General features: G+C 64.8%; 20 protein-coding genes. 11 read left to right on the top strand and 9 right to left on the bottom strand.

The window, feature by feature from the left end; genetic code table 11:
* Positions 1-88 precede the first annotated feature (88 nt).
* A complete protein-coding gene (locus LCM4576_RS29165; RefSeq protein WP_071035831.1) occupies positions 89-952 on the top strand; it encodes an NmrA family NAD(P)-binding protein in 864 nt (287 codons plus the stop codon).
* A gap of 21 nt (positions 953-973) precedes the next feature.
* Positions 974-1,561 carry a dihydrofolate reductase family protein gene (locus tag LCM4576_RS29170; RefSeq protein ID WP_071035832.1) on the top strand — a complete coding sequence of 196 codons (588 nt, stop codon included), beginning with the start codon at positions 974-976 and terminating at the stop codon, positions 1,559-1,561.
* A gap of 453 nt (positions 1,562-2,014) precedes the next feature.
* Here the strand turns inward: LCM4576_RS29170 and LCM4576_RS29180 are convergent, their stop codons facing one another.
* Positions 2,015-3,223 (bottom strand): cytochrome-c peroxidase, encoded by a 1,209-nt coding sequence (locus LCM4576_RS29180; RefSeq protein WP_244510942.1) that lies wholly within the window; start codon positions 3,221-3,223, stop codon positions 2,015-2,017.
* A 251-nt stretch (positions 3,224-3,474) separates the two neighbouring features.
* Between LCM4576_RS29180 and LCM4576_RS29185 the strand changes: the two genes are divergently transcribed.
* From LCM4576_RS29185 to LCM4576_RS29205, 5 genes are all read left to right on the top strand, one after another.
* Complete coding sequence (locus LCM4576_RS29185) at positions 3,475-5,007, top strand: acid phosphatase (protein ID WP_071035835.1); 1,533 nt, start codon at positions 3,475-3,477, stop codon at positions 5,005-5,007.
* 294 nt (positions 5,008-5,301) lie between these two features.
* On the top strand, positions 5,302-5,724 hold the full coding sequence (locus LCM4576_RS29190; RefSeq protein ID WP_071035836.1) for an OsmC family protein: 423 nt from the start codon (positions 5,302-5,304) through the stop codon (positions 5,722-5,724).
* A 5-nt stretch (positions 5,725-5,729) separates the two neighbouring features.
* Complete coding sequence (locus tag LCM4576_RS29195; protein WP_071035935.1) at positions 5,730-6,257, top strand: hypothetical protein; 528 nt, start codon at positions 5,730-5,732, stop codon at positions 6,255-6,257.
* A gap of 277 nt (positions 6,258-6,534) precedes the next feature.
* A complete protein-coding gene (locus LCM4576_RS29200) occupies positions 6,535-7,278 on the top strand; it encodes a 2OG-Fe(II) oxygenase (protein WP_071035837.1) in 744 nt (247 codons plus the stop codon).
* A 239-nt stretch (positions 7,279-7,517) separates the two neighbouring features.
* Positions 7,518-9,140 (top strand): ABC-F family ATP-binding cassette domain-containing protein, encoded by a 1,623-nt coding sequence (locus LCM4576_RS29205; protein ID WP_071035838.1) that lies wholly within the window; start codon positions 7,518-7,520, stop codon positions 9,138-9,140.
* Between the two features lie 4 nt (positions 9,141-9,144).
* Here LCM4576_RS29205 and LCM4576_RS29210 read toward each other — a convergent pair whose 3' ends face one another.
* From LCM4576_RS29210 to groES, 8 genes are all read right to left on the bottom strand, one after another.
* Complete coding sequence (locus LCM4576_RS29210; RefSeq protein WP_071035839.1) at positions 9,145-10,272, bottom strand: serine hydrolase domain-containing protein; 1,128 nt, start codon at positions 10,270-10,272, stop codon at positions 9,145-9,147.
* 76 nt (positions 10,273-10,348) lie between these two features.
* Positions 10,349-11,029, bottom strand: a complete 681-nt coding sequence (locus LCM4576_RS29215) for a type 1 glutamine amidotransferase (protein ID WP_071035840.1) — start codon at positions 11,027-11,029, stop codon at positions 10,349-10,351.
* A 116-nt stretch (positions 11,030-11,145) separates the two neighbouring features.
* Positions 11,146-13,038 (bottom strand): molecular chaperone HtpG, encoded by a 1,893-nt coding sequence (gene htpG, locus LCM4576_RS29220; protein ID WP_071035841.1) that lies wholly within the window; start codon positions 13,036-13,038, stop codon positions 11,146-11,148.
* A 60-nt stretch (positions 13,039-13,098) separates the two neighbouring features.
* Entirely contained in the window at positions 13,099-13,401 is a 303-nt protein-coding gene (locus LCM4576_RS29225) for a DUF982 domain-containing protein (RefSeq protein WP_040988400.1), read from the bottom strand.
* Positions 13,382-13,777: a helix-turn-helix transcriptional regulator gene (locus tag LCM4576_RS36965; protein WP_052468051.1), complete on the bottom strand. Its 396-nt coding sequence runs from the start codon at positions 13,775-13,777 to the stop codon at positions 13,382-13,384. The genes LCM4576_RS29225 and LCM4576_RS36965 overlap by 20 nt, the downstream gene beginning before the upstream one ends.
* A gap of 72 nt (positions 13,778-13,849) precedes the next feature.
* The gene (locus LCM4576_RS29235) at positions 13,850-14,071 is read right to left on the bottom strand and encodes a hypothetical protein (RefSeq protein ID WP_040988402.1); all 222 of its coding nucleotides are present in this window, start codon (positions 14,069-14,071) and stop codon (positions 13,850-13,852) included.
* A 65-nt stretch (positions 14,072-14,136) separates the two neighbouring features.
* Entirely contained in the window at positions 14,137-15,765 is a 1,629-nt protein-coding gene (gene groL / locus LCM4576_RS29240) for a chaperonin GroEL (protein WP_071035842.1), read from the bottom strand.
* Between the two features lie 58 nt (positions 15,766-15,823).
* The gene (groES, locus tag LCM4576_RS29245; protein WP_071035843.1) at positions 15,824-16,138 is read right to left on the bottom strand and encodes a co-chaperone GroES; all 315 of its coding nucleotides are present in this window, start codon (positions 16,136-16,138) and stop codon (positions 15,824-15,826) included.
* 328 nt (positions 16,139-16,466) lie between these two features.
* Here groES and LCM4576_RS29250 point away from each other — a divergent pair, with 328 nt between their 5' ends.
* The 4 genes from LCM4576_RS29250 to LCM4576_RS29265 all read left to right on the top strand — a co-directional run bounded on the left by LCM4576_RS29250 (position 16,467) and on the right by LCM4576_RS29265 (position 18,426).
* Complete coding sequence (locus LCM4576_RS29250; RefSeq protein ID WP_244508379.1) at positions 16,467-16,814, top strand: hypothetical protein; 348 nt, start codon at positions 16,467-16,469, stop codon at positions 16,812-16,814.
* A gap of 12 nt (positions 16,815-16,826) precedes the next feature.
* Positions 16,827-17,105: an usg protein gene (locus LCM4576_RS29255; RefSeq protein ID WP_040988407.1), complete on the top strand. Its 279-nt coding sequence runs from the start codon at positions 16,827-16,829 to the stop codon at positions 17,103-17,105.
* A 241-nt stretch (positions 17,106-17,346) separates the two neighbouring features.
* Positions 17,347-17,823, top strand: a complete 477-nt coding sequence (locus tag LCM4576_RS29260) for an Hsp20 family protein (protein WP_040988410.1) — start codon at positions 17,347-17,349, stop codon at positions 17,821-17,823.
* A gap of 93 nt (positions 17,824-17,916) precedes the next feature.
* Complete coding sequence (locus tag LCM4576_RS29265; protein ID WP_071035844.1) at positions 17,917-18,426, top strand: Hsp20/alpha crystallin family protein; 510 nt, start codon at positions 17,917-17,919, stop codon at positions 18,424-18,426.
* Positions 18,427-18,657: the final 231 nt, after the last annotated feature.

Here is an 18,657-nt window from a genome sequence, read left to right on the forward strand (position 1 = left end):
ATTTTAAAATCACTCTACTATTGACATCGCTCCTGCCCTGCGTCAAATGGTTTTAAAAGTAAATCATTTGAGCAGAGAGGAGAACGTGATGAACCAGCAAGCCAACCGTACGATCGTGGTCGTCGGCGCGACCAGCGAAGTCGGCGCCGAGGTTTCGGTCAGGCTGACCAGGGCAGGGCATAAGGTGCGCGGCATCGCCCGCAGCCTGGGCGTTGCGCTTGACGACCAGGCGGCGCTCGACGTTGCCTTCTCGGGCGCCGACAGCGCTTACGTGATGATCCCATTCGATGTCACCGCGCCCGATCTGCACCGCTTTGAGGACGAGGTCGGCGCACGGCTGGTATCCTCCATCGGCAAGGCGGGCTTGCGTCGGATCGTACTGCTCAGCGGCCTTAACGCCCATCTCAGAATGGGTACCTCGCTTGGCGCTGCGCTGATGGAAGAGCGGCTCGCCGCGCTGGGCCTGGAGGAACTCGTCTATCTGCGCGCTGCCTTCTTCATGGAGAATTTCATCAAGGGCATGGGCTTCCTCGAGCAGGCGGCGTCCGGAGTCTTCGCCTCGCCCTTCCGTGGCGACCTGCCGATGCCGCTGATTGCCGCCAAGGACATTGGCGAGCGCGCCGCCGCGCTATTGAGTGCCGAACATTTCCCGGCCCGACGCGTTGTCGAATTGCATGGCGGCGGTTCCTACACGCTCGAACAGGCCACCACGATCCTGGGCCGGGCCATCGGCAAGGACGTCGCCTACCATGAAGCGCCGTTCGCCGAAGCGCGGGCCGGCATGGTCGCCAATGGCATATCGGCGAGTTTTGCCGATGCGCTTGGCGAGACGGCGGCAAGTTTCAACAGAGGCGAGCGCTGGGCGCTGGAAGCCCCCACGGCCGAAAACGCCACGCCGACCAGCTTCGAAGCCTGGGCACGGGCTATCGCCCGTTCGCACGCTGCGGCCTGAGCTTTCACAGGGAGACCGGACATGAAAAAGCTCATCCTGCAAATGCAGATGTCGGTTGACGGTTTTGTCGGCTCCGACGAGGACCGCCGCTGGCAGCTCTGGGAATGGGGCGACGACAGCGCATGGGACGAGGAGCTCAAGCGGGACTTCAACGCTGTTTTCACGGCGATCGACACCATCCTGTTGAGCCGCAAGATGGCTGAGGAGGGGTATCTGACCCATTGGGGCAACGCGGCGAGGAAATATCCGAAGGACCCGTTCTACGCCTTCGCGCAACGCATCGTCGAGATTGAGAAGGTTGTGGCGAGCGACAAGCTCGAAGCATCGCGCTGGGAGCGCACGCGGGTCGTGAGCGGCGATCTGCCGCGCGAGGTGCGCAGGCTGAAGCAAGGCGCGGGCGGCGATATCGCCGTGTTCGGCGGTGCGGGCTTTGCGTCCGCGCTGATCGCCGCGGGCCTGGTCGACGAATTCCAGCTCTTCATCAATCCGGCGGTGCTGGGCAGCGGCCGCCGCATCTTCGACCAGGGTGGTTTTTCAAGCCTGAAGCTTCTCAGCTCGAAGGCCTATGCCTGCGGCATGGTGGTGAGCCGTTACGCGCCGGCGCAATGAGAGGTGCAACCGCGGCCGCGCTGCCTTGAATCAATCTGGCAGCGCGCCTTCTCAACCGCCTGTTTGGCCGTGCCTTTCCCGGATCGGCTGCGAGCCGCCTCCGCTGACGAGCCGCAGTTGCCCCGCTGGCCGGCCGGGCCGCGGCCAGGCTGCATGGTCATTGCCCGCGGCGACGAACCAGCGGGCCTCACGCCATGTCAGGYCGATAAGCACCCGCCCGGCATATTCCGCCGGCGACCCATTGCCCGCGTCGAACACCGCCCAGCTGCTCCCGGGCGGCTCCTGCACYGCGACGAACCTCATCGGAGACTCCATCTGTGAAGAGATGGGCAACATAGCAGGCGCGACTTGGCGTTCCTATGACGTGGCTCACATTGGCACACATTTATGGTGGATATCCGGACCTCGGCTGCAATCAGGCCGTGCGTCTACCGATCTCCGTAGCCATTGGCCCTACTGCCCCGCCTGGTCGGCATCGGTCAGCGTGCCGAGGAAGGCGACGATGTCGTCGATCTCTGCGTCGGTCAGCGCCGGCTTGTCGCCGGGTTTCCTGCCGTTGAACGGTGGGTCGGTGTTGAGGTTCGGCCAGTAGGCTTTCGGCAGGTCGTCGAATTTGTCGACCATGCCATCGGCCTTCTTCGGATACCAGCGCGCGGGATCGCTGTYGCGGCTGGCGTAGAAGGCGACCGCCTCGCGCAGCGTGTGGAAATAGCCATTGTGGAAGAAGCTTTTGYGCAAGGCCACGTTGCGCAAGGTCGGCGTCTTGAACAGCCCACAATATTCCGTCCGCCCTTTGAAGTCGGTGCGCAGCGGACCGCACAGGCCGAGGTCGACATAATTAGGATCCGCATTGGCGGGGATCGCCGGATTGCGCGGCACTGCGATCGCGATCAGGCCGTAATCGGTGAATTGCGGCGRCTCGCCGTCATTGGCGGGCTCGCTCAAATGGCAGCTCGCGCAATTGCCCTTCGCCTCGTCCTCGAACAGCATGCGGCCGCGCAGCTCCTGCGCCGAGAGCTGCGCCTTGCCGGCAAGGAAGGCGTCGTAGCGGCTGGAATAGGGATAGAAATCGGTGCTGCTCTGCTCGAAGGTGCCGAGCGCCTCCACCGCGGCGTCGAAGGCGTCCTGCGGATGGTCGAAGACATCGGCGCCGAAGGCAGCCTTGAAGGCGTCGGCATAGGGCGCTTTGCGCAGACTGGCGACCACCTGGGCCTCGTCCTTGTTGCCCATCTCGAAGGGCGACAGCAGCGGGATCCTCGCCTGATCCTTGCCATGGTCGGCACGGCCGTCCCAGGTCAGGCCGCCGGTCGGGCCGTTGTCGACGCTCTCGTCGCCTTCATCCTCGGAGTCGTAGAAATGCTCGGTGAAGGCGGGCGCGGCCTGCAGGTAGCGCAGCGACGRCACGGCGCGAATGCCGGGCCGGTCGAGGTTAGGTCCGCCCATCTCGACGGGTGCCGCCGATGCCGGTCCGAAGGCGTGGTTGGGATCATGGCAGGACGAGCAGGCCTGCTTGCCCGAGGCYGAGAGCGACGGATCGAAGAACATCTGCCGCCCCAACGCCGTCAGCGCCTCGGCGCGGGCGAAGGCGTCCTGGCGTGACATCGGGCCGGGATGGACGCCGGAAGGCTGCGCGGTGTTGGCAGGCGCGGTCAAGACGATCATCGCGGCCGCGCCAATGGCGATCCCCTGATTTCTCCAACGTCCCATCATCTTCGGCGACATCCCTGGGTTCTTTGGCGAAGTAGGAGGCTAGTACAACGGATTGATGACTGGCTTCCTCGCTCACGAAACCGTGTTCGGACGCTGCGGAACTGTCACATGGGTGACAAGGCGTCGAAGTAGCTGGGCATTGATGCAGCTGCGTCCCTGCATTGCCGTCCTCCAGCCATTCCCAAGCCACGAGGCATTTCCCGATGACCCGAACCTTTCTCTCCCTTTGCCTCGCCTCCACAGCGCTGGCATCGCTCTCCRCTGCTGCCCACGCGGCACCTCCCGGCTATGACAAGATCGACACCGTCGTCGTCATCTACGCCGAGAACCGCAGCTTCGATAACCTCTATGGCGGCTTCCCCGGCGCCAACGGCCTGGCCAACGTCTCGCCCGGCCAGGCGCGCCAGCTCGACCGCGACGGCACGCCGCTTTCCGAACTGCCGCCGGCTTGGGGCGGGCTGACCGGCAAGGGCGTCACGCCGGCGGTGACGGAGGCGCAGAGCGCGCATCTGGCCAACGCGACATTCGCGATCGACGATCCCAAGGGCTTCAACGAGGGCACCAACGTCGTCACGCACGAYCTCTGGCACCGCTTCTACCAGGAGCAGATGCAGATCGACGGCGGCAAGAACGACAAGTTCGTCGCCTGGGCCGATTCCGGCTCGCTGGTGATGGGCCACTATGACGGCTCGGTCCTGCCAATGTGGAACATCGCCAAGAAATACGTGCTGGCGGACAATTTCTTCCAGGGCGCCTTCGGCGGCTCCTTCCTCAACCACTTCATGCTCGCCTGCGCCTGCGCGCCTTATTACCCGAACGCCGCCACCAGCCCGGTGAAGGGCCAGATCGCCGTCGTCGAACCGGACGGCGTGACGCTGAAGCCGGCCGACAATTCACCGGCCTCCGCACTTGGCGGCGTGCCGAAATTCGCCAATGACGGCGCCATCACGCCCGACTTCTACGCCGTCAACACCATGYAGCCGCCTTACCAGCCGAGCGCCAACAAGCCGGCCGAGGGCGGCGACAAGGCGCTGGCCGATCCGGCGCAGCCGACCACGCTGCCGCCGCAGCACGAGATCACCATCGGTGACCTGTTGTCGCTGAAGGGCATTTCCTGGGCCTGGTACTCGGGCGCCTGGCAGGCCGCGCTCGACGGCAAGAACGCGACGCCGGTGCCGAATTTCCAGTTCCACCACCAGCCCTTCAACTATTTCGCGGCCTATGCGCCGGGCACGGCCGCGCGGGCCGAGCACATCAAGGATGGCGGCCTCGACGGCGTCGAGTTCATCAAGGCGATCGACGACGGCAAACTGCCGGCCGTCACCTTCTACAAGCCGCAGGGCAACCTCAACGAACATGCCGGCTATGCCGATGTGACCTCCGGCGACCAGCACCTGACCGACCTCGTTTCGCATCTGGAGAAGAGCCCGCAATGGGCTCACATGCTGGTCGTCATCACCTATGACGAGAATGGCGGCTTCTGGGACCACGTCGCGCCGCCCAAGGCCGACCGCTGGGGCCCGGGCAACCGCATCCCGGCCTTCATCATCTCGCCCTATGCCAAGATGGGTATCGTCGACCACACCCAGTACGACACCACCTCGATCCTGCGCTTCATCACCAACCGCTACGACCTGCCGGTGCTGCCCGGCATCGTCGCCCGCGACAAGGCGCTGCGCAACAACGACCAGCCGCCGATGGGCGATCTGACGGCGGCGCTCGACCTGACGAAGTAGCGTTTCCTCGCCCCGCCAAAGGCGGGGAGYCGCGAAGCGGACGGAGAGGGGCCTTCGTAGGGCGCGATGCCAGTTGGCCGTCGCCGCGCTGCCCCTCATCCGCCCCTCGGGCACCTTCTCCCCGTATAGTGACGGGGAGAAGGAAATGGCCGCGACGCCGGCGACAAGCCCTTTCCTCCCGTCACTATACGGGGAGAAATGTCCGGCAGGACAATGAGGGGCAGCGCCGACCTTGCTGGTTGTCCTCAGCAATTCCCCTCCGCTATCAATGTCTCCAAAATTGGAGACTTCACGATGGCAGAATTGAAGGTCAGAACCCGAAATGTCGGCGCGCTCGCCGTCCTGCCGCCGGGCGGCCTGCCCACGGTCACGACTCCGACCGGCGGTGCGGTCGATGTCGTCACGCAGGTGAGCGCTCCGGGCTTCAGCCCGCTTGACCTGCTCTATGCTTCTTTGGCCGCCTGCATGGTGCTCAGCGCCCGCATCGCTGCCACGCGCCTCGGCGTCGCCGACCGGCTTGGCGAGGTAAGGGCGGATGTCACCGGCGACAAGGCGAAGGACGAGCCATCGCGGGTCGAGACATTCACCGTCAAGCTCGAGATCACCGGCGACCTCGATACGGCAACGAAGCAGCGCATCCTCGCCGACGCCGAGGGCATCTGCACTGTCTCCAACACTCTACGCGGCGCGCCGGCGCTGCACGCGACGCTAGGATGATCGCGATGGCGCATCTCTCGCCGATCGACTACGCGACCGCTTCCGACGAGATCCGTGCCGAGYACGACCGCGAGCTTGCGCTGCGCGGCCGCATGACCAACATGAAGCGCATCCTGCTGCATTCGCCGGCCGCCCACCGCATCTACGCCGAATGGTTCACGCTGCGCGACCTGCTGAAGCCGACGCTCGACGACCGCGCCATCTGGCTGTTCTCGAAGGCGATTGCCGAGACGATGCGCGCCGAGATCCCCGTGACCTTCTTCCGCCGCGCGCTGATCGACAGCGGGTTCGAACCCGAGGGGATTGCGCCTTCGGCCGACGAGGCGCTGCTGATAAAGTTTGGTAAGGCGGTCGCCGCCGATGCCAACGCCGTTCCGGACGAAACCTGGGCCGCGCTCAAGGCGCGCTATGACGAGACGCTGCTGGTAAACCTCACCGCCTTCGCCGGCATCATGGTGGCGACCTGCGTGTTCACCAATGCGGTGAGGGTGGATCTCGACCCGGAGTTGGAGAAGTATCGCAGAAAAGGTTGAGGCCGAGATCCTTCGCGCCCCCCTCTGTCCTGCCGGACATCTCCCCCACAAGGGGGGAGATCAGCTGCCGTCGCCGCTTTCGCCAATCTCCAGCGTCGCAAGAAAGAGCGCCGCCGCCCAAGCTGCCAATCTCCCCCCAAGTGGGGGAGATGTCCGGCAGGACAGAGGGGGGCGCTGTCCCTCCAGCTTCTCCGATGGATCTCACTCACCTCCGCAGGAATCGGGTGGCCGAGGCGCGTCCTTCTCCCCACTTTGGTCGCATCGAAGGAGCCGACCCATGACCATTCATTCCCTCAGCACCAAGCGCGTCAGCCGGTCCTCCGAATCCCGCGTCGCGGCGCAAGACTGGCAGGGCATCGTCTCAGACCTTAACGCCCATGGCTGCGCCGTCATGCCCGGCCTGCTGTCGGCCGAGGAGTGCGCCGACCTCGCCGGCCTCTATCCGCATGAGGAGCATTTCCGCAGCCATGTCGTGATGGCGCRCCATGGCTTCGGCAAGGGCGAATATCGCTACTTCAAATATCCGCTGCCGGACCTGATCGACGGGCTGCGCACCGCCCTCTACCCGCGCCTCGCAACCGTCGCCAACGACTGGAACGAGAAAATGGGCGTGGCGCAGCGCTATCCGGCTGAGCACGCTGCTTTCCTGGAGCGCTGCCACGACGAGGGCCAGACGAGGCCGACACCGCTTCTCTTGCAATACGGCCCTGGCGACTTCAACTGCCTGCATCAGGACCTCTACGGCGCGCTCGCCTTTCCGCTGCAGGTGGCGATCCTGTTGYCCGAACCTGGCGAGGATTTCACCGGCGGCGAATTCGTGCTCACCGAGCAGCGCCCGCGCATGCAAAGCCGCGCCGAGGTGGTGCCGCTCAAGCGCGGTGACGCGGTGATCTTTGCGGTGCATAACCGGCCGGTRCAGGGCACCAAGGGATATTACCGGGTGAATCTCAGACACGGGGTCAGCCGACTGAGATCAGGACGGCGACATACAGTCGGAATTATCTTCCACGACGCGAAGTAGGCGCAGCGCTGTTCCTCGCCCCCGCCGAGGCGGGGGAGAGGTGTCCGCGAAGCGGACGGAGAGGGGGCCTTCGTAGGGTGCTCCCCTCTCCGTCTCGGCTTCGCCGAGCCACCTCTCCCCACATTCGTGGGGCGAGGAACCTTCATCCTGCGGCGCTTCTGCCTCTTCCCCTCGCACCCTCATTCGCGTACACGCCCGGGCAAATCCCGCCACGCCAGCGCAGTTTCCCGGACCGTCCCATGATCCGTCTTGAAAGTATCGGCAAGCAGAACGGCCGACAGATCGTCTTCATCGAAGCTTCGGCCGCCTTGCAGAAGGGCGAGAAGGTCGGGCTGGTCGGCCCGAACGGCGCCGGCAAGACGACCTTGTTCCGCATGATCATCGGTGAGGAGCAGCCCGACGAAGGCCAGGTCTCGGTCGATCGCGGCGTCACCATCGGCTATTTCAACCAGGATGTCGGCGACATGGGCGGTTTGAGTGCCGTCGCCGAGGTCATGGAAGGGGCGGGGCCGGTGAGCGCCGTGGCCGCCGAGATGCGCGAGCTCGAGCACGCCATGGGCGATCCCGAGCGCGCCGACGAGATGGATCAGATCATCGAGCGCTATGGCGAATTGCAGCACCGCTTCGAGGAGCTCGACGGTTATGCGCTGGATGGCCGGGCCCGCGAGGTGCTGGATGGCCTCGGCTTCAGCCAGGAAATGATGGACGGCGACGTTTCAAAACTCTCCGGCGGCTGGAAGATGCGCGTGGCACTTGCCCGCATCCTCTTGATGCGGCCCGATGTCATGCTGCTCGACGAGCCGTCGAACCATCTCGACCTCGAAAGCCTGATCTGGCTGGAGAAGTTCCTCAGAGATTATGACGGCGCGCTGCTGATGACCTCGCACGACCGCGAGTTCATGAATCGCATCGTCAACAAGATCATCGAGATCGACGCCGGCGCGCTCACCTCCTATTCCGGCAATTACGAATTCTACCAGGAGCAGYGGGCGCTGGCCGACAAGCAACTGCAGGCGCAGTTCGAGCGCCAGCAGGCGATGCTGGCCAAGGAGATCGCCTTCATCGAGCGCTTCAAGGCGCGCGCCTCGCATGCGGCCCAGGTGCAGAGCCGGGTGAAGAAGCTCGACAAGATCGACCGCGTCGAGCCGCCGAAGCGCCGCCAGACCGTAGCCTTCGAGTTCCAGCCGGCGCCGCGCTGCGGCGAGGACGTGGCGACGCTGAAGGGCATCCACAAGGCCTATGGCAGCCGCAGTATCTATTCCGGCCTCGACTTCCAGATCCGCCGGCGCGAGCGCTGGTGCGTGATGGGCGTCAACGGCGCCGGCAAGTCGACGCTGCTCAAGCTGGTCGCGGGAGCTTCCCAGCCGGACGAGGGCTCCGTCGCGCGGGGTCCCAGCGTCAAGATGGGCTATTTTGCCCAGCACGCCATGGAATTGCTCGACGGCGAACGCACCGTCTTCCAGACGCTGGAGGACAATTTTCCGCAGGCCGGCCAGGCGCCGCTGCGCGCCCTAGCCGGCTGCTTCGGCTTCTCGGGCGACGAGATCGAGAAGAAGTGCCGCGTGCTCTCAGGCGGCGAGAAGGCGCGCCTGGTGATGGCGCTGATGCTGTTCGATCCGCCCAATCTGCTGGTGCTCGACGAGCCGACCAACCACCTCGACATCACCACCAAGCAGATGCTGATCGAGGCGCTGTCGCAATATGAAGGCACGATGCTATTCGTCTCGCACGACCGGCATTTCCTGGCGGCGCTGTCGAACCGCGTGCTGGAGCTGACGCCCGRCGGCATCCACACCTATGGCGGCGGCTACACCGAATATGTCGCCCGCACCGGCCAGGAAGCACCGGGGCTGCGGGGGTAGGGCGTTACAGCGCGTCGTAGACGGCGTCGATCAGCGCCTTGCGGCGCGGGTCCACATCGTCGAACCCCAGCATGTGGTTGGTGACGTAGCCGAACCCCAAGCCGGCACCGGGGTCGGCAAAGCCGATGGCGCCGCCCCAGCCGGTGTGGCCGAAGGTTTGAGGCGATGCGCGGCCGGCATAGATAGGATCCTCGATCTGGTAGCCGGCGGCAAAGGCAGCCGGCAGCGCGAAGCTGTCGTCCAGGCCGCGAAAGCGCGGCCTCGCGGCCTCCTCGATCGCCGCGCGGCCGATCAGGCGCTTGCCTTCAAACGTCCCGCCTGCCGCCATCATGCCGTAGACGCGCGCCAGCGCATGCGCGGTGGACTGGCCGTTGCCACCGGGCACCTCTGCGGCGCGCCAGGCGCGGTCGTTTGGCGCCAGGGCGCGGGGCGCCGGGTTGTCGCATGCGTGGGGAAAGGGCGAGGCGCGCACGAACTCCACCCATTCGGAAGCTTTCGGGCCCTCGATCATCTCGGCGGCCCGGAAATCTTCCGCTTGCGGCAGACCGACATGGAAATCAGCCCCAAGCGGGCCGGCGATCTCTTCCGCGATGAAGCGCCCGACGCTGCGCCCGTCGACGCGCCGCAGCACCTCGCCGGCGAGGTGGCCGTAGCTGAGCGCATGATAGACGCAGCGGCTGCCGGGCTCCCACAGCGGCGCCATGGCGGCAAGCGCGTCCGTATAGGGTGTCCAGGCGAGCAGGCCTGCCTCGTCCATCGGCACGGCGAGGCCGTTCAGCCCGGACTGGTGCGACATAACCTGGTCGAGCGTGATGCGCTCCTTGCCGCCTTCTGCGAATTCCGGCCAATAGCGCGCGACCGGAGCGGCATAATCCAGCTTGCCGCGCTCCACCAGCATCGCGATCGCCAGCGCCACGACGCCCTTGGTCGAAGACCAGACATTGATCAGCGTGTCACGCTGCCACCGCCGGATGCGCGCGGCATCCGCATGGCCGCCCCAAAGATCGACGACGGCCCTGCCGTCGGCTACGACCGAGACGCCGCCGCCATGCTCGAGGCCTTCAGCGAAACACCGGGCGAATGCATCGCGCACGCCGGCAAAACGCGGATCGCAGAAGCCTTGGATGTTCATAGCCAAAGTCCCACCAGGTGCCGACGGATGAATCTGTCCAGACCGTCACGGATTGACGCAGTTTGCCACCAGCACCTCAGCCGAACAGCCTGGTCACGAAACCGCGGATCCAGGCATGCTGTGCCGCGTGGTGGGCTTCCATCAACCGGTCCTGCTCGTCCCGGTCTTGCGCGCCGAGCGTTCCATAGGGCGCGCCTTGCCGTTCCTGCCAGCGCCGGAAGCCGGCCGGGCCCTGCTCGGCATGGAATTGCAGCGCATAGGTCTTGTCGCCGATCCGGAATGCCTGATTGAGGAAGGTCTCGCTCGAGGCGAGGTGCACGGCGCCCGCCGGCAGGGCGAAGGTATGAAAATGGTTCTGCGGCAGGAAGAGCGGCCGGTCGAGGAAGTCGCCGGCCTCGGGCGTCGGCGTGATCTCGAAATAGCCGAACTCCCTGATGCCGCTTTCCACCGGCCCGACATTGGCGCCCAGATGCCAGGCGATCTGCTGCGCGCCCTGGCAGATGCCGAGCAGCGGCAGGTCGTTGTCCAGGCAGTGCTCGATCAGCGCGGCTTCGTCATCGAGGAACGGATGCTTGTCGGTGTCGAAGACGTTGAACGGGCCGCCATAGATCACGGCGCCGTCGACAGCGTTGAGGTCGATCGCCTCGCCCTTGAACGGCATCGCCGTCGTGACCGCATGGCCGTTCGCTTCCAGGGTCGTCTGGACATGATCGTCGCCCGGTTCCTCCGAGTGCCTGACCAGAACGATGCGCTTCATCGGAGGCTCCTGCCGCTTATCCGTAGGAAACGATAAGGCTAAGCGGCCTGTCGGAAATGTGCCAGCGCCCAGTTACGGCTGGACGCCGGCAAGCCGCTCAGGCGCAGCGCCGAAGGTCACCCCTTCGCCAAGCCGCGATCGATCAGCCGGGCAAGCCGCGCCGAGAAGGCCTTGGCGTCCGCCGGCTTGTCGCCGTCGAGCACCCGCGCCTCGTCGTAAAGCAGATGCGCGGCGTCTTCCTTGAACGCCTTCTCGTCGTCGCCGAGCTTTGCCAGCGCCGCCACGCGCTCATGGCGCGGGTTGATCTCGAGGATCGGCTTGGCCGCCTTGTCGAGCCGGCCGGCGGCGTTGAGCAGGCGCTCGAACTGGCGGTCGGGGCCGTGCTCGGGCGCGACCAGGCAGACGGCGCTTTCGGTCAGCCGGTCGGAGGCCTTCACGTCCGACACCTCCTCGCCGAGCGTCGTCTTCACGAAAGCCAGGAAGGACGCGACATCCGATGACGTCTCGGCATCCGGCTTCGCCGCGTCCTCGGGCAGCGCGACATCGGCAAGGTCGGCGGCGCCCTGCGTCACCGATTTGAACGGCTTGCCGTCGAATTCCGGCGCCATCGTCACCCAGAAACTGTCGACCGGGTCGGTAAGCAGCAGCACCTCGATACCGCGGGCGCGAAAACCTTCGAGCTGCGGCGAGGCTTCGAGCCGGGCGCGGTCGTCGCCGGCCATGAAGAAGATCGCTTTCTGACCCTCCTTCATCGCTCTGACGTAGTCGGCAAGGCTGCGCCAGCCTTCGCCCGAAGCGGTCGAGCGGAAGCGGGCAAGCTTCAGCAACTGCTCGCGCCGCTCGTAATCCTCATAGAGGCCTTCCTTCAGCACGACGCCGAAATTTTCCCAGATCTTCCCATAGGTTTCGGCATCGTTTTCGGCGGTCTTGGCGAGGTCGCCAAGAACGCGGTTGGTCACGCCCTTGCGGATCGAGGCGAGCAGCGGGCTTTCCTGGATCATCTCGCGCGACACGTTGAGCGGCAGGTCGGCGGAATCGACCAGGCCGCGCACGAAGCGCAGGTAACGCGGCAGAAGATCGGCATCGTCGGTGATGAAGACGCGTCGCACATAGAGCTTCATGCGGCCCTTGCGGTCCTGATCGAACAGGTCGAACGGCCGCGACCCGGGCACGAAGGCGAGCACGCTGTATTCCTGCCGGCCCTCGGCGCGGAAATGGATGGTYGAAGCCGGCTCGTCGTACTGGCCGGCGACGCTGCGGTAGAAGTCGGTATATTCCTCCGGCTTGATCTCGCTCTTCTGCCGCACCCAAAGCGCCGTGCCGTCGGCGATGTCGCGCGGCTCGGCGCCGGGTTTCTCGACAAGCGTGATCGGCACCGGCACATGGCCGGACTGCGACTTCGCCAACCCTTCGAGCCGGTAGGGCGTGGTGTAGGAGGAAGCATCCTCCATCAGATGCAGCACGACGCGCGTGCCGCGCTTGGGCGCTGCCTCGAGCGGAACCGGCGCGATTTCATAGGTGCCCTTGCCGTCGGACGACCAGCGGAAGGCCTCGTCGCTGCCCGCCTGGCGGCTGATGACGTCGACCCGGTCGGCGACCATGAAGGCCGAGTAGAAGCCGACGCCGAACTGCCCGATAAGCTGCGTGTCCTCCGCCGCCTTGCCGGCCTCGACGCGCTCCATGAAGGCGCGCGTTCCGGAGCGCGCGATGGTGCCCAGCGCCTCCGCCATCTCGTCGCGGCTCATGYCGATGCCATTGTCCTCGACGACAAGCTCCCTGTTGTCCGGATTGGCCGCAATGGTGATGCGCGGCTTCGGATCGTCGCCCAGAAGCTCAGGCCGGCTCACCGCCTCGAAGCGCAGCTTCTCGCAGGCGTCGGCCGCGTTGGAGATCAGCTCGCGCAGAAAAACATCGCGGTCCGAATAGACCGAGTGCACCATCATGTGCAGCAGCCGCGAAACGTCCGCCTCGAATGTCCTGGTTTCCGCCGTCTTGGTGTCCGTCGTCATTCAAAATTCCTGGGTTGGTCGTTTTGTCCGCCGCGCCAACACGCGCCGGGTTTCGAATCTTCAGCCATTGTTGCTTGTGGACGCGCGCCCTGCCAGCGCTGCGGGCGCCAGCGAAACCATGTCCGGCGCCAGAATATTGTGGCGGCGGGCGAAGGCAACAAGGGTTGCCCGCACCGTCTCAGCGTCGATTTCGCCGGCAATGCCGGCTTTGCAAGCATTGAGCGCGATCATATGTGCGCTGCTCCTGCTCGTGGCCGGCCAATCCTGCAGCATGGCATAGGCTTCCGCCACGTTCTCAAGCCGCACCGGCAAGCCCATGCCGACAAGCACCGTGACAGGCTCTTCAAAGCGGTCGTGGTTCATGGTCTGGATCCTCTTTCGGATGGATGCCCACGGTGCCCGGGCGAAGCCCTCCAGCCAGCATATGCCGGCGCGGGTAGGGCGGTTGCAGCACGACGCCGTGCGGCCGGGATTGGCTTATGGCGGGAAAGGCGTGCACAACCACCGCCCCGGCCGGCGTGGTGTGCGTCGCTGAAATCTGCTGCCTCAGCCGCGGCGGCGGCAGCGCGTTATGCGCCTTGGCCAGGGCCTCGATCCAGGCGGCGACCGCCAGCGGCACCGGCGCGCGCCCCTCGATCCAGCGCGTCGCATCGGTCCTGGAACAGCCAAGCTCCTGCGCGAGGTCTCCGGCGTCCCATCGCAAGCTTTTCAGGCATTCCCGCAAGCGTCCCGCAATCATGGCAATCGTGTTCCTACCCCGTCTCAATGCAGCTTGGCGGATCCCGCCCGCGAGGGGCGGGACCGATCTTGCTCAGCTTCGCGCCGATGTTTCAGTGGCTGACACCTGCTGCGCGGCAAGGAACATCAGCGTCGAGGCGACCGTCCGCCGGTTCCATCCGGCGGCTTCGGCTGCGTCGAGCAGGCCTGCCAGCAGCGGCTTCAGCGCGCTTCGGCATTCGGTTTCATAGGCGAGGAATTCGCTTGCCGAATGCGTCGGCGCGGGAATCGAGCCATCTGCGCTCATCATGTTCATGAGGGCCTCCCAAGTTTTGGTGAAACGCCCGCCCCCGTAGCCGGGAGCGGGCTCCCATCTCTATCTCAGAAGTCCATGCCGGCGCCGGCCGGCACGGCCGGCGCGGTTTCCTTCTTCGGCTTTTCGGCCACCATCGCCTCGGTGGTGACGAGCAGACCGGCGACCGAAGCGGCGTCCTGCAGCGCGGTGCGCACCACCTTGGCGGGGTCGATCACACCCTGCTTGTAGAGGTCGCCATATTCGCCGGTCTGGGCGTTCCAGCCAAAGGCGAAGTCGGTCTTCTCGCGCAGCTTGCCGACGATGATCGACCCTTCCGATCCGRCATTCTCGGCAATCTGGCGCGCCGGAGCCTCGATCGCGCGCCGCACGATGTCGACGCCGTATCTCTGGTCGGGATTATCGACGGCAACCGCGTCGAGCGCCTTGGCCGCCCTGAGCAGGGCGACGCCGCCGCCGGGCAGGATGCCTTCCTCGACCGCGGCGCGCGTGGCGTGCAGCGCGTCGTCGACACGGTCCTTCTTCTCCTTGACCTCGACTTCCGTCGCGCCGCCGACGCGGATCACCGCGACACCGCCGGCGAGCTTGGCCAGCCGCTCCTGCAGCTTCTCGCGATCATAGTCGGAGGTGGTCTCCTCGATCTGCGCCTTGATCTGCGTGACGCGGCCCTGGATCTCCTCCTTCTTGCCGGCGCCGTCGACGATGGTGGTGTTCTCCTTCTCGATCGCGACCTTCTTGGCGCGGCCGAGCATCTCCAGCGTGACATTCTCCAGCTTGATGCCGAGATCCTCGCTGATGGCCGTGCCGCCGGTGAGGATCGCGATGTCTTCCAGCATGGCCTTGCGGCGGTCGCCGAAGCCCGGAGCCTTGACGGCGGCGACCTTCAGCCCGCCGCGCAGCTTGTTGACCACCAGAGTGGCCAGAGCCTCGCCCTCCACGTCCTCGGCGATGATCAGCAGCGGCTTGCCGGATTGYACCACGGCCTCAAGCACGGGAAGCAGCGCCTGCAGGTTGCCGAGCTTCTTCTCATGGATCAGCACATAGGGCTCGTCGAGCTCGACGCGCATCTTGTCCTGGTTGGTGATGAAGTAGGGTGAGAGATAGCCGCGGTCGAACTGCATGCCTTCGACGACTTCCAACTCGGTCTCGGCGGTCTTGGCTTCCTCGACGGTGATGACGCCTTCGTTGCCGACCTTTTCCATGGCCTCGGCCAGGAAGCGGCCGATCTCGGCATCGCCGTTGGCCGAGATGGTGCCGACCTGAGCGATCTCGTCGTTTCTGGTGATCTTGCGCGCGTTGGTCTTGAGCTCGGCGACCACCGCATCCACCGCTTTGTCGATGCCGCGCTTCAGATCCATCGGGTTCATGYCCGAGGCGACCGCCTTGGCGCCTTCGCGAACGATCGCCTGGGCGAGAACGGTGGCCGTCGTGGTGCCGTCGCCGGCGAGGTCGTTGGTCTTCGAGGCGACTTCGCGGACCATCTGGGCGCCCATGTTCTCGAACTTGTCCTCGAGTTCGATCTCCTTGGCGACGGTGACGCCGTCCTTGGTGATGCGCGGGGCCCCGAACGACTTGTCGATGACGACGTTGCGGCCCTTCGGGCCGAGGGTGACCTTCACCGCGTCGGCGAGGATGTTGACGCCGCGCAGCATGCGCTCACGGGCATCGGAATGGAATTTGACTTCCTTGGCAGCCATTGGATCACTCCTTCTAGGCAGTTTTCATTGACTGGTTGCGGTTCGATCGAAGCCCCGATCAGGCGGCTTTCTTCAGCGTCGCGGCCTGCTCGATCACACCCATCACGTCGCTTTCCTTCATGATGAGCAGATCCTCGCCGTTGAGCTTGATCTCGGTGCCGGACCACTTGCCGAACAGGATGYGGTCGCCGACCTTCACGTCGAGGGGCACGAGCTTGCCGCTCTCGTCGCGGGCGCCTGGGCCGACGGCGATGACTTCGCCTTCCTGCGGCTTCTCCTTGGCAGTGTCGGGGATGATGATGCCTCCGGCCGTCTTCTCTTCGGCCTCGATTCGGCGGACGAGCACGCGGTCATGCAATGGACGGAACGTCATATCGTTCTCCTTCAGGACAAACAGATTGCGAGAGGTTCCTCCGCTCCGGACCGGAAGGTCCGGAGCGGGGCGCGCGACCCTTTCGGCGTCGCGCGCATGTCGAGCTAATTTTGCCTTCTTCTACTTTCAAGGGGATGTCGAAAAAATTTTGGCACTCTCGACCCTTGACTGCTAGTGCGCTGAAAACATGCGGTAAATTCGGTAGCGCCGGTGAGCGAAAGGCTTGAATTCGCGATTGAGGTGAACAAAATTATCGGCGCCCGRCAGCGCCGGAACCGACAAAAAATTAAACCCTGAAACAAGGAGTTTTTGGAGACGGAGGACAGAAATGGACCGACAGACACTATCGCCGATCATTCCTTCCCTTGCTCCCGAAATATCGGATCTTTCGCTCGACCGGCTGCTTTCGCCGGCCAGCCATTTTCAACACCCGCGAGACGTGCTGGAGGACGGCTCGCTCGACATATGGGAAAAGCGGGCGATCCTTTCGTCCTGGGCTTCCGACGCCTGCGCCGTGGAATCGATGCCGGCGCTGCGCCAGCCGCCGGGCGCCGAGCGGCCGGTCTCCTTCGACGACATCATGGATGCGCTGCGCCGGCTCGACGCAACCGCGCCGCCGCCCAGTCGCCCTGCCGATGACGACCAGCGTCAACTGGTCGAGCGGCTGAGCGCGTGAGGGCCGAAGGCGATGGCAAGCACGGTCAGCAGGGAATTCCGTTTGCAGATGAATGGCTATGGCCTGACCACTGCCGAGATCCATTATCATCTGCCCGACCATCCCAGCTTGCTTCAGCTCTATGTCTGGCAGGACTATGATCTGGCCCCGGATTTCCCCGCGCTGAAAGGCTTTCTGGGCTTTTGGGAACGCGAGCTGGCGGGCGCCCTGCATTCGATCCGGGTCGCCCACCATCGGCTCATCAGGCCATCGGAATGGCGGGCCGTCGACGGGATCATCGCGATCCATTGAAGATCAGCGCCCTGAGGCGGTCGCGTTGCGCGGCCGCCTTCCTTTCATCTTTTATCCGCCCGCATGCCGACGAAAAGCGCGACTTTTCACGACCTTGAAGGCGGTTCATGGCCGGGTCTTGACGTCCCGGATTTGAATTCCCAGATGGATTTTGCCGGTGCTTTGAGAGACCGGCAAAGGTCAAGGGGCGCCGCTTCCTTGGCGCCCCTCGTATCTATGTTGCTCAATGGAGGATGTAGCTATGAGAACCACCTTTGACTTCAGTCCCCTGTTTCGGTCGAGCATCGGTTTCGATCGAATGTTGAACGCGCTCGAAACGGCGAGCCGAATCGAAACCGTCGACAATTGGCCACCCTACGACATCGCCAAGACCTCGGAAGACGACTACCGCATCAGCATGGCGGTGGCAGGCTTCGCGCAGGACGAACTGGACATTACCCAAGAGCAGAACATGCTCATGGTCTCGGGCCAGAAAGCCGGCGAGGACAAGGGTGAGTACCTGCATCGAGGCATCGCCGGGCGCGCGTTCCAGCGCCGTTTCGAGCTTGCCGACCATGTCAAAGTCGTCGGCGCCAGCCTGGTGAATGGCCTGCTGACGATCGATCTGAAGCGTGAGATTCCGGAAGAGATGAAACCGCGCCGGATCGAGATCGCAGCCGACAAGGCGATGCCCAAAGGCGCGACGAAGAAGATCGAAGGCGAGAAGCACGCGGCCTGAGGCCTTCTTGTTAGCGCTCCACGCAATGCGCCGGGCGCATGGCCCGGCGCAACAGGGGGCCGTTTCAGTCCGACGAACAGAAAGGAGGAAACCATGAGTGTCCGTGATCTGATTCCCTGGGGCCGGAGCAACGGCAACCAGGTTCCAAGCCTGTTCCGCGACGGCGAACGCGATCCGTTCCTGTCGCTGCATCGCGAGGTGAACCGCCTGTTCGACGATGTTTTCCGCGGCTTCGACAGCCGGTGGCCGTCTATTGGCGGTGCCTCCGCCCTCGGCACTGGTTGGCCGAGCGTCGAGATCTCCAATGGCGAGAAGGAGATCAAGGTGACGGCCGAGGTGCCCGGCCTCGAACAGAAAGACATCGAGGTCCTATTCGACGACGGCGTGCTGACGCTGCGCGGCGAGAAGCGCTCCGAGACGGACGACAAGGACAGGCAATTCTCYGAACGCTATTATGGCCGCTTCGAACGCCGCAYTCCCGTCGGCTACGAGGTTAAGGAAGACGAAGTCGAGGCGCGCTTCAGGAATGGCGTGCTGACCGTCACCTTACCGAAGAGCGAGAAGGCGCAGTCGCAAGTCAAGCGCATCGACATCAAGAGTTGATGCACCGGCGCGGGGGGCGCGTCGATCGCCTCCCGCGTCCAATCAACCACATCGAACGGATGCCCGCGCGGCACAGGCCGTCGCGGCCGCTCTGGAGCGGCCGAGGTCGAGAAAATTCAAGTGGCGAGAGCTTCAATTTTCCATCCGAAAGTCTTCGCATCGGTCATGTGAATGATGACAAGCAGCGCGCTGTCTCTCCCTGTTGGAACGCGGGCATGGAGCGCAAGGACC

The organism is Mesorhizobium sp. LCM 4576, assembly GCF_001854815.1.
Classification (GTDB): Bacteria; Pseudomonadota; Alphaproteobacteria; order Rhizobiales; family Rhizobiaceae; genus Mesorhizobium; species Mesorhizobium plurifarium.

Coding starts and splice junctions, on each gene's coding strand:
- LCM4576_RS29165 (WP_071035831.1), top strand. CDS start 89: ATGAACCAGCAAGCCAACCGTACGATCGTGGTCGTCGGCGCGACCAGC.
- LCM4576_RS29170 (WP_071035832.1), top strand. CDS start 974: ATGAAAAAGCTCATCCTGCAAATGCAGATGTCGGTTGACGGTTTTGTC.
- LCM4576_RS29190 (WP_071035836.1), top strand. CDS start 5,302: ATGGCAGAATTGAAGGTCAGAACCCGAAATGTCGGCGCGCTCGCCGTC.
- LCM4576_RS29210 (WP_071035839.1), bottom strand. CDS start 10,272: ATGAACATCCAAGGCTTCTGCGATCCGCGTTTTGCCGGCGTGCGCGAT.
- LCM4576_RS29215 (WP_071035840.1), bottom strand. CDS start 11,029: ATGAAGCGCATCGTTCTGGTCAGGCACTCGGAGGAACCGGGCGACGAT.
- LCM4576_RS29225 (WP_040988400.1), bottom strand. CDS start 13,401: ATGAACCACGACCGCTTTGAAGAGCCTGTCACGGTGCTTGTCGGCATG.
- LCM4576_RS36965 (WP_052468051.1), bottom strand. CDS start 13,777: ATGATTGCGGGACGCTTGCGGGAATGCCTGAAAAGCTTGCGATGGGAC.
- LCM4576_RS29235 (WP_040988402.1), bottom strand. CDS start 14,071: ATGAACATGATGAGCGCAGATGGCTCGATTCCCGCGCCGACGCATTCG.
- LCM4576_RS29250 (WP_244508379.1), top strand. CDS start 16,467: ATGGACCGACAGACACTATCGCCGATCATTCCTTCCCTTGCTCCCGAA.
- LCM4576_RS29255 (WP_040988407.1), top strand. CDS start 16,827: ATGGCAAGCACGGTCAGCAGGGAATTCCGTTTGCAGATGAATGGCTAT.
- LCM4576_RS29260 (WP_040988410.1), top strand. CDS start 17,347: ATGAGAACCACCTTTGACTTCAGTCCCCTGTTTCGGTCGAGCATCGGT.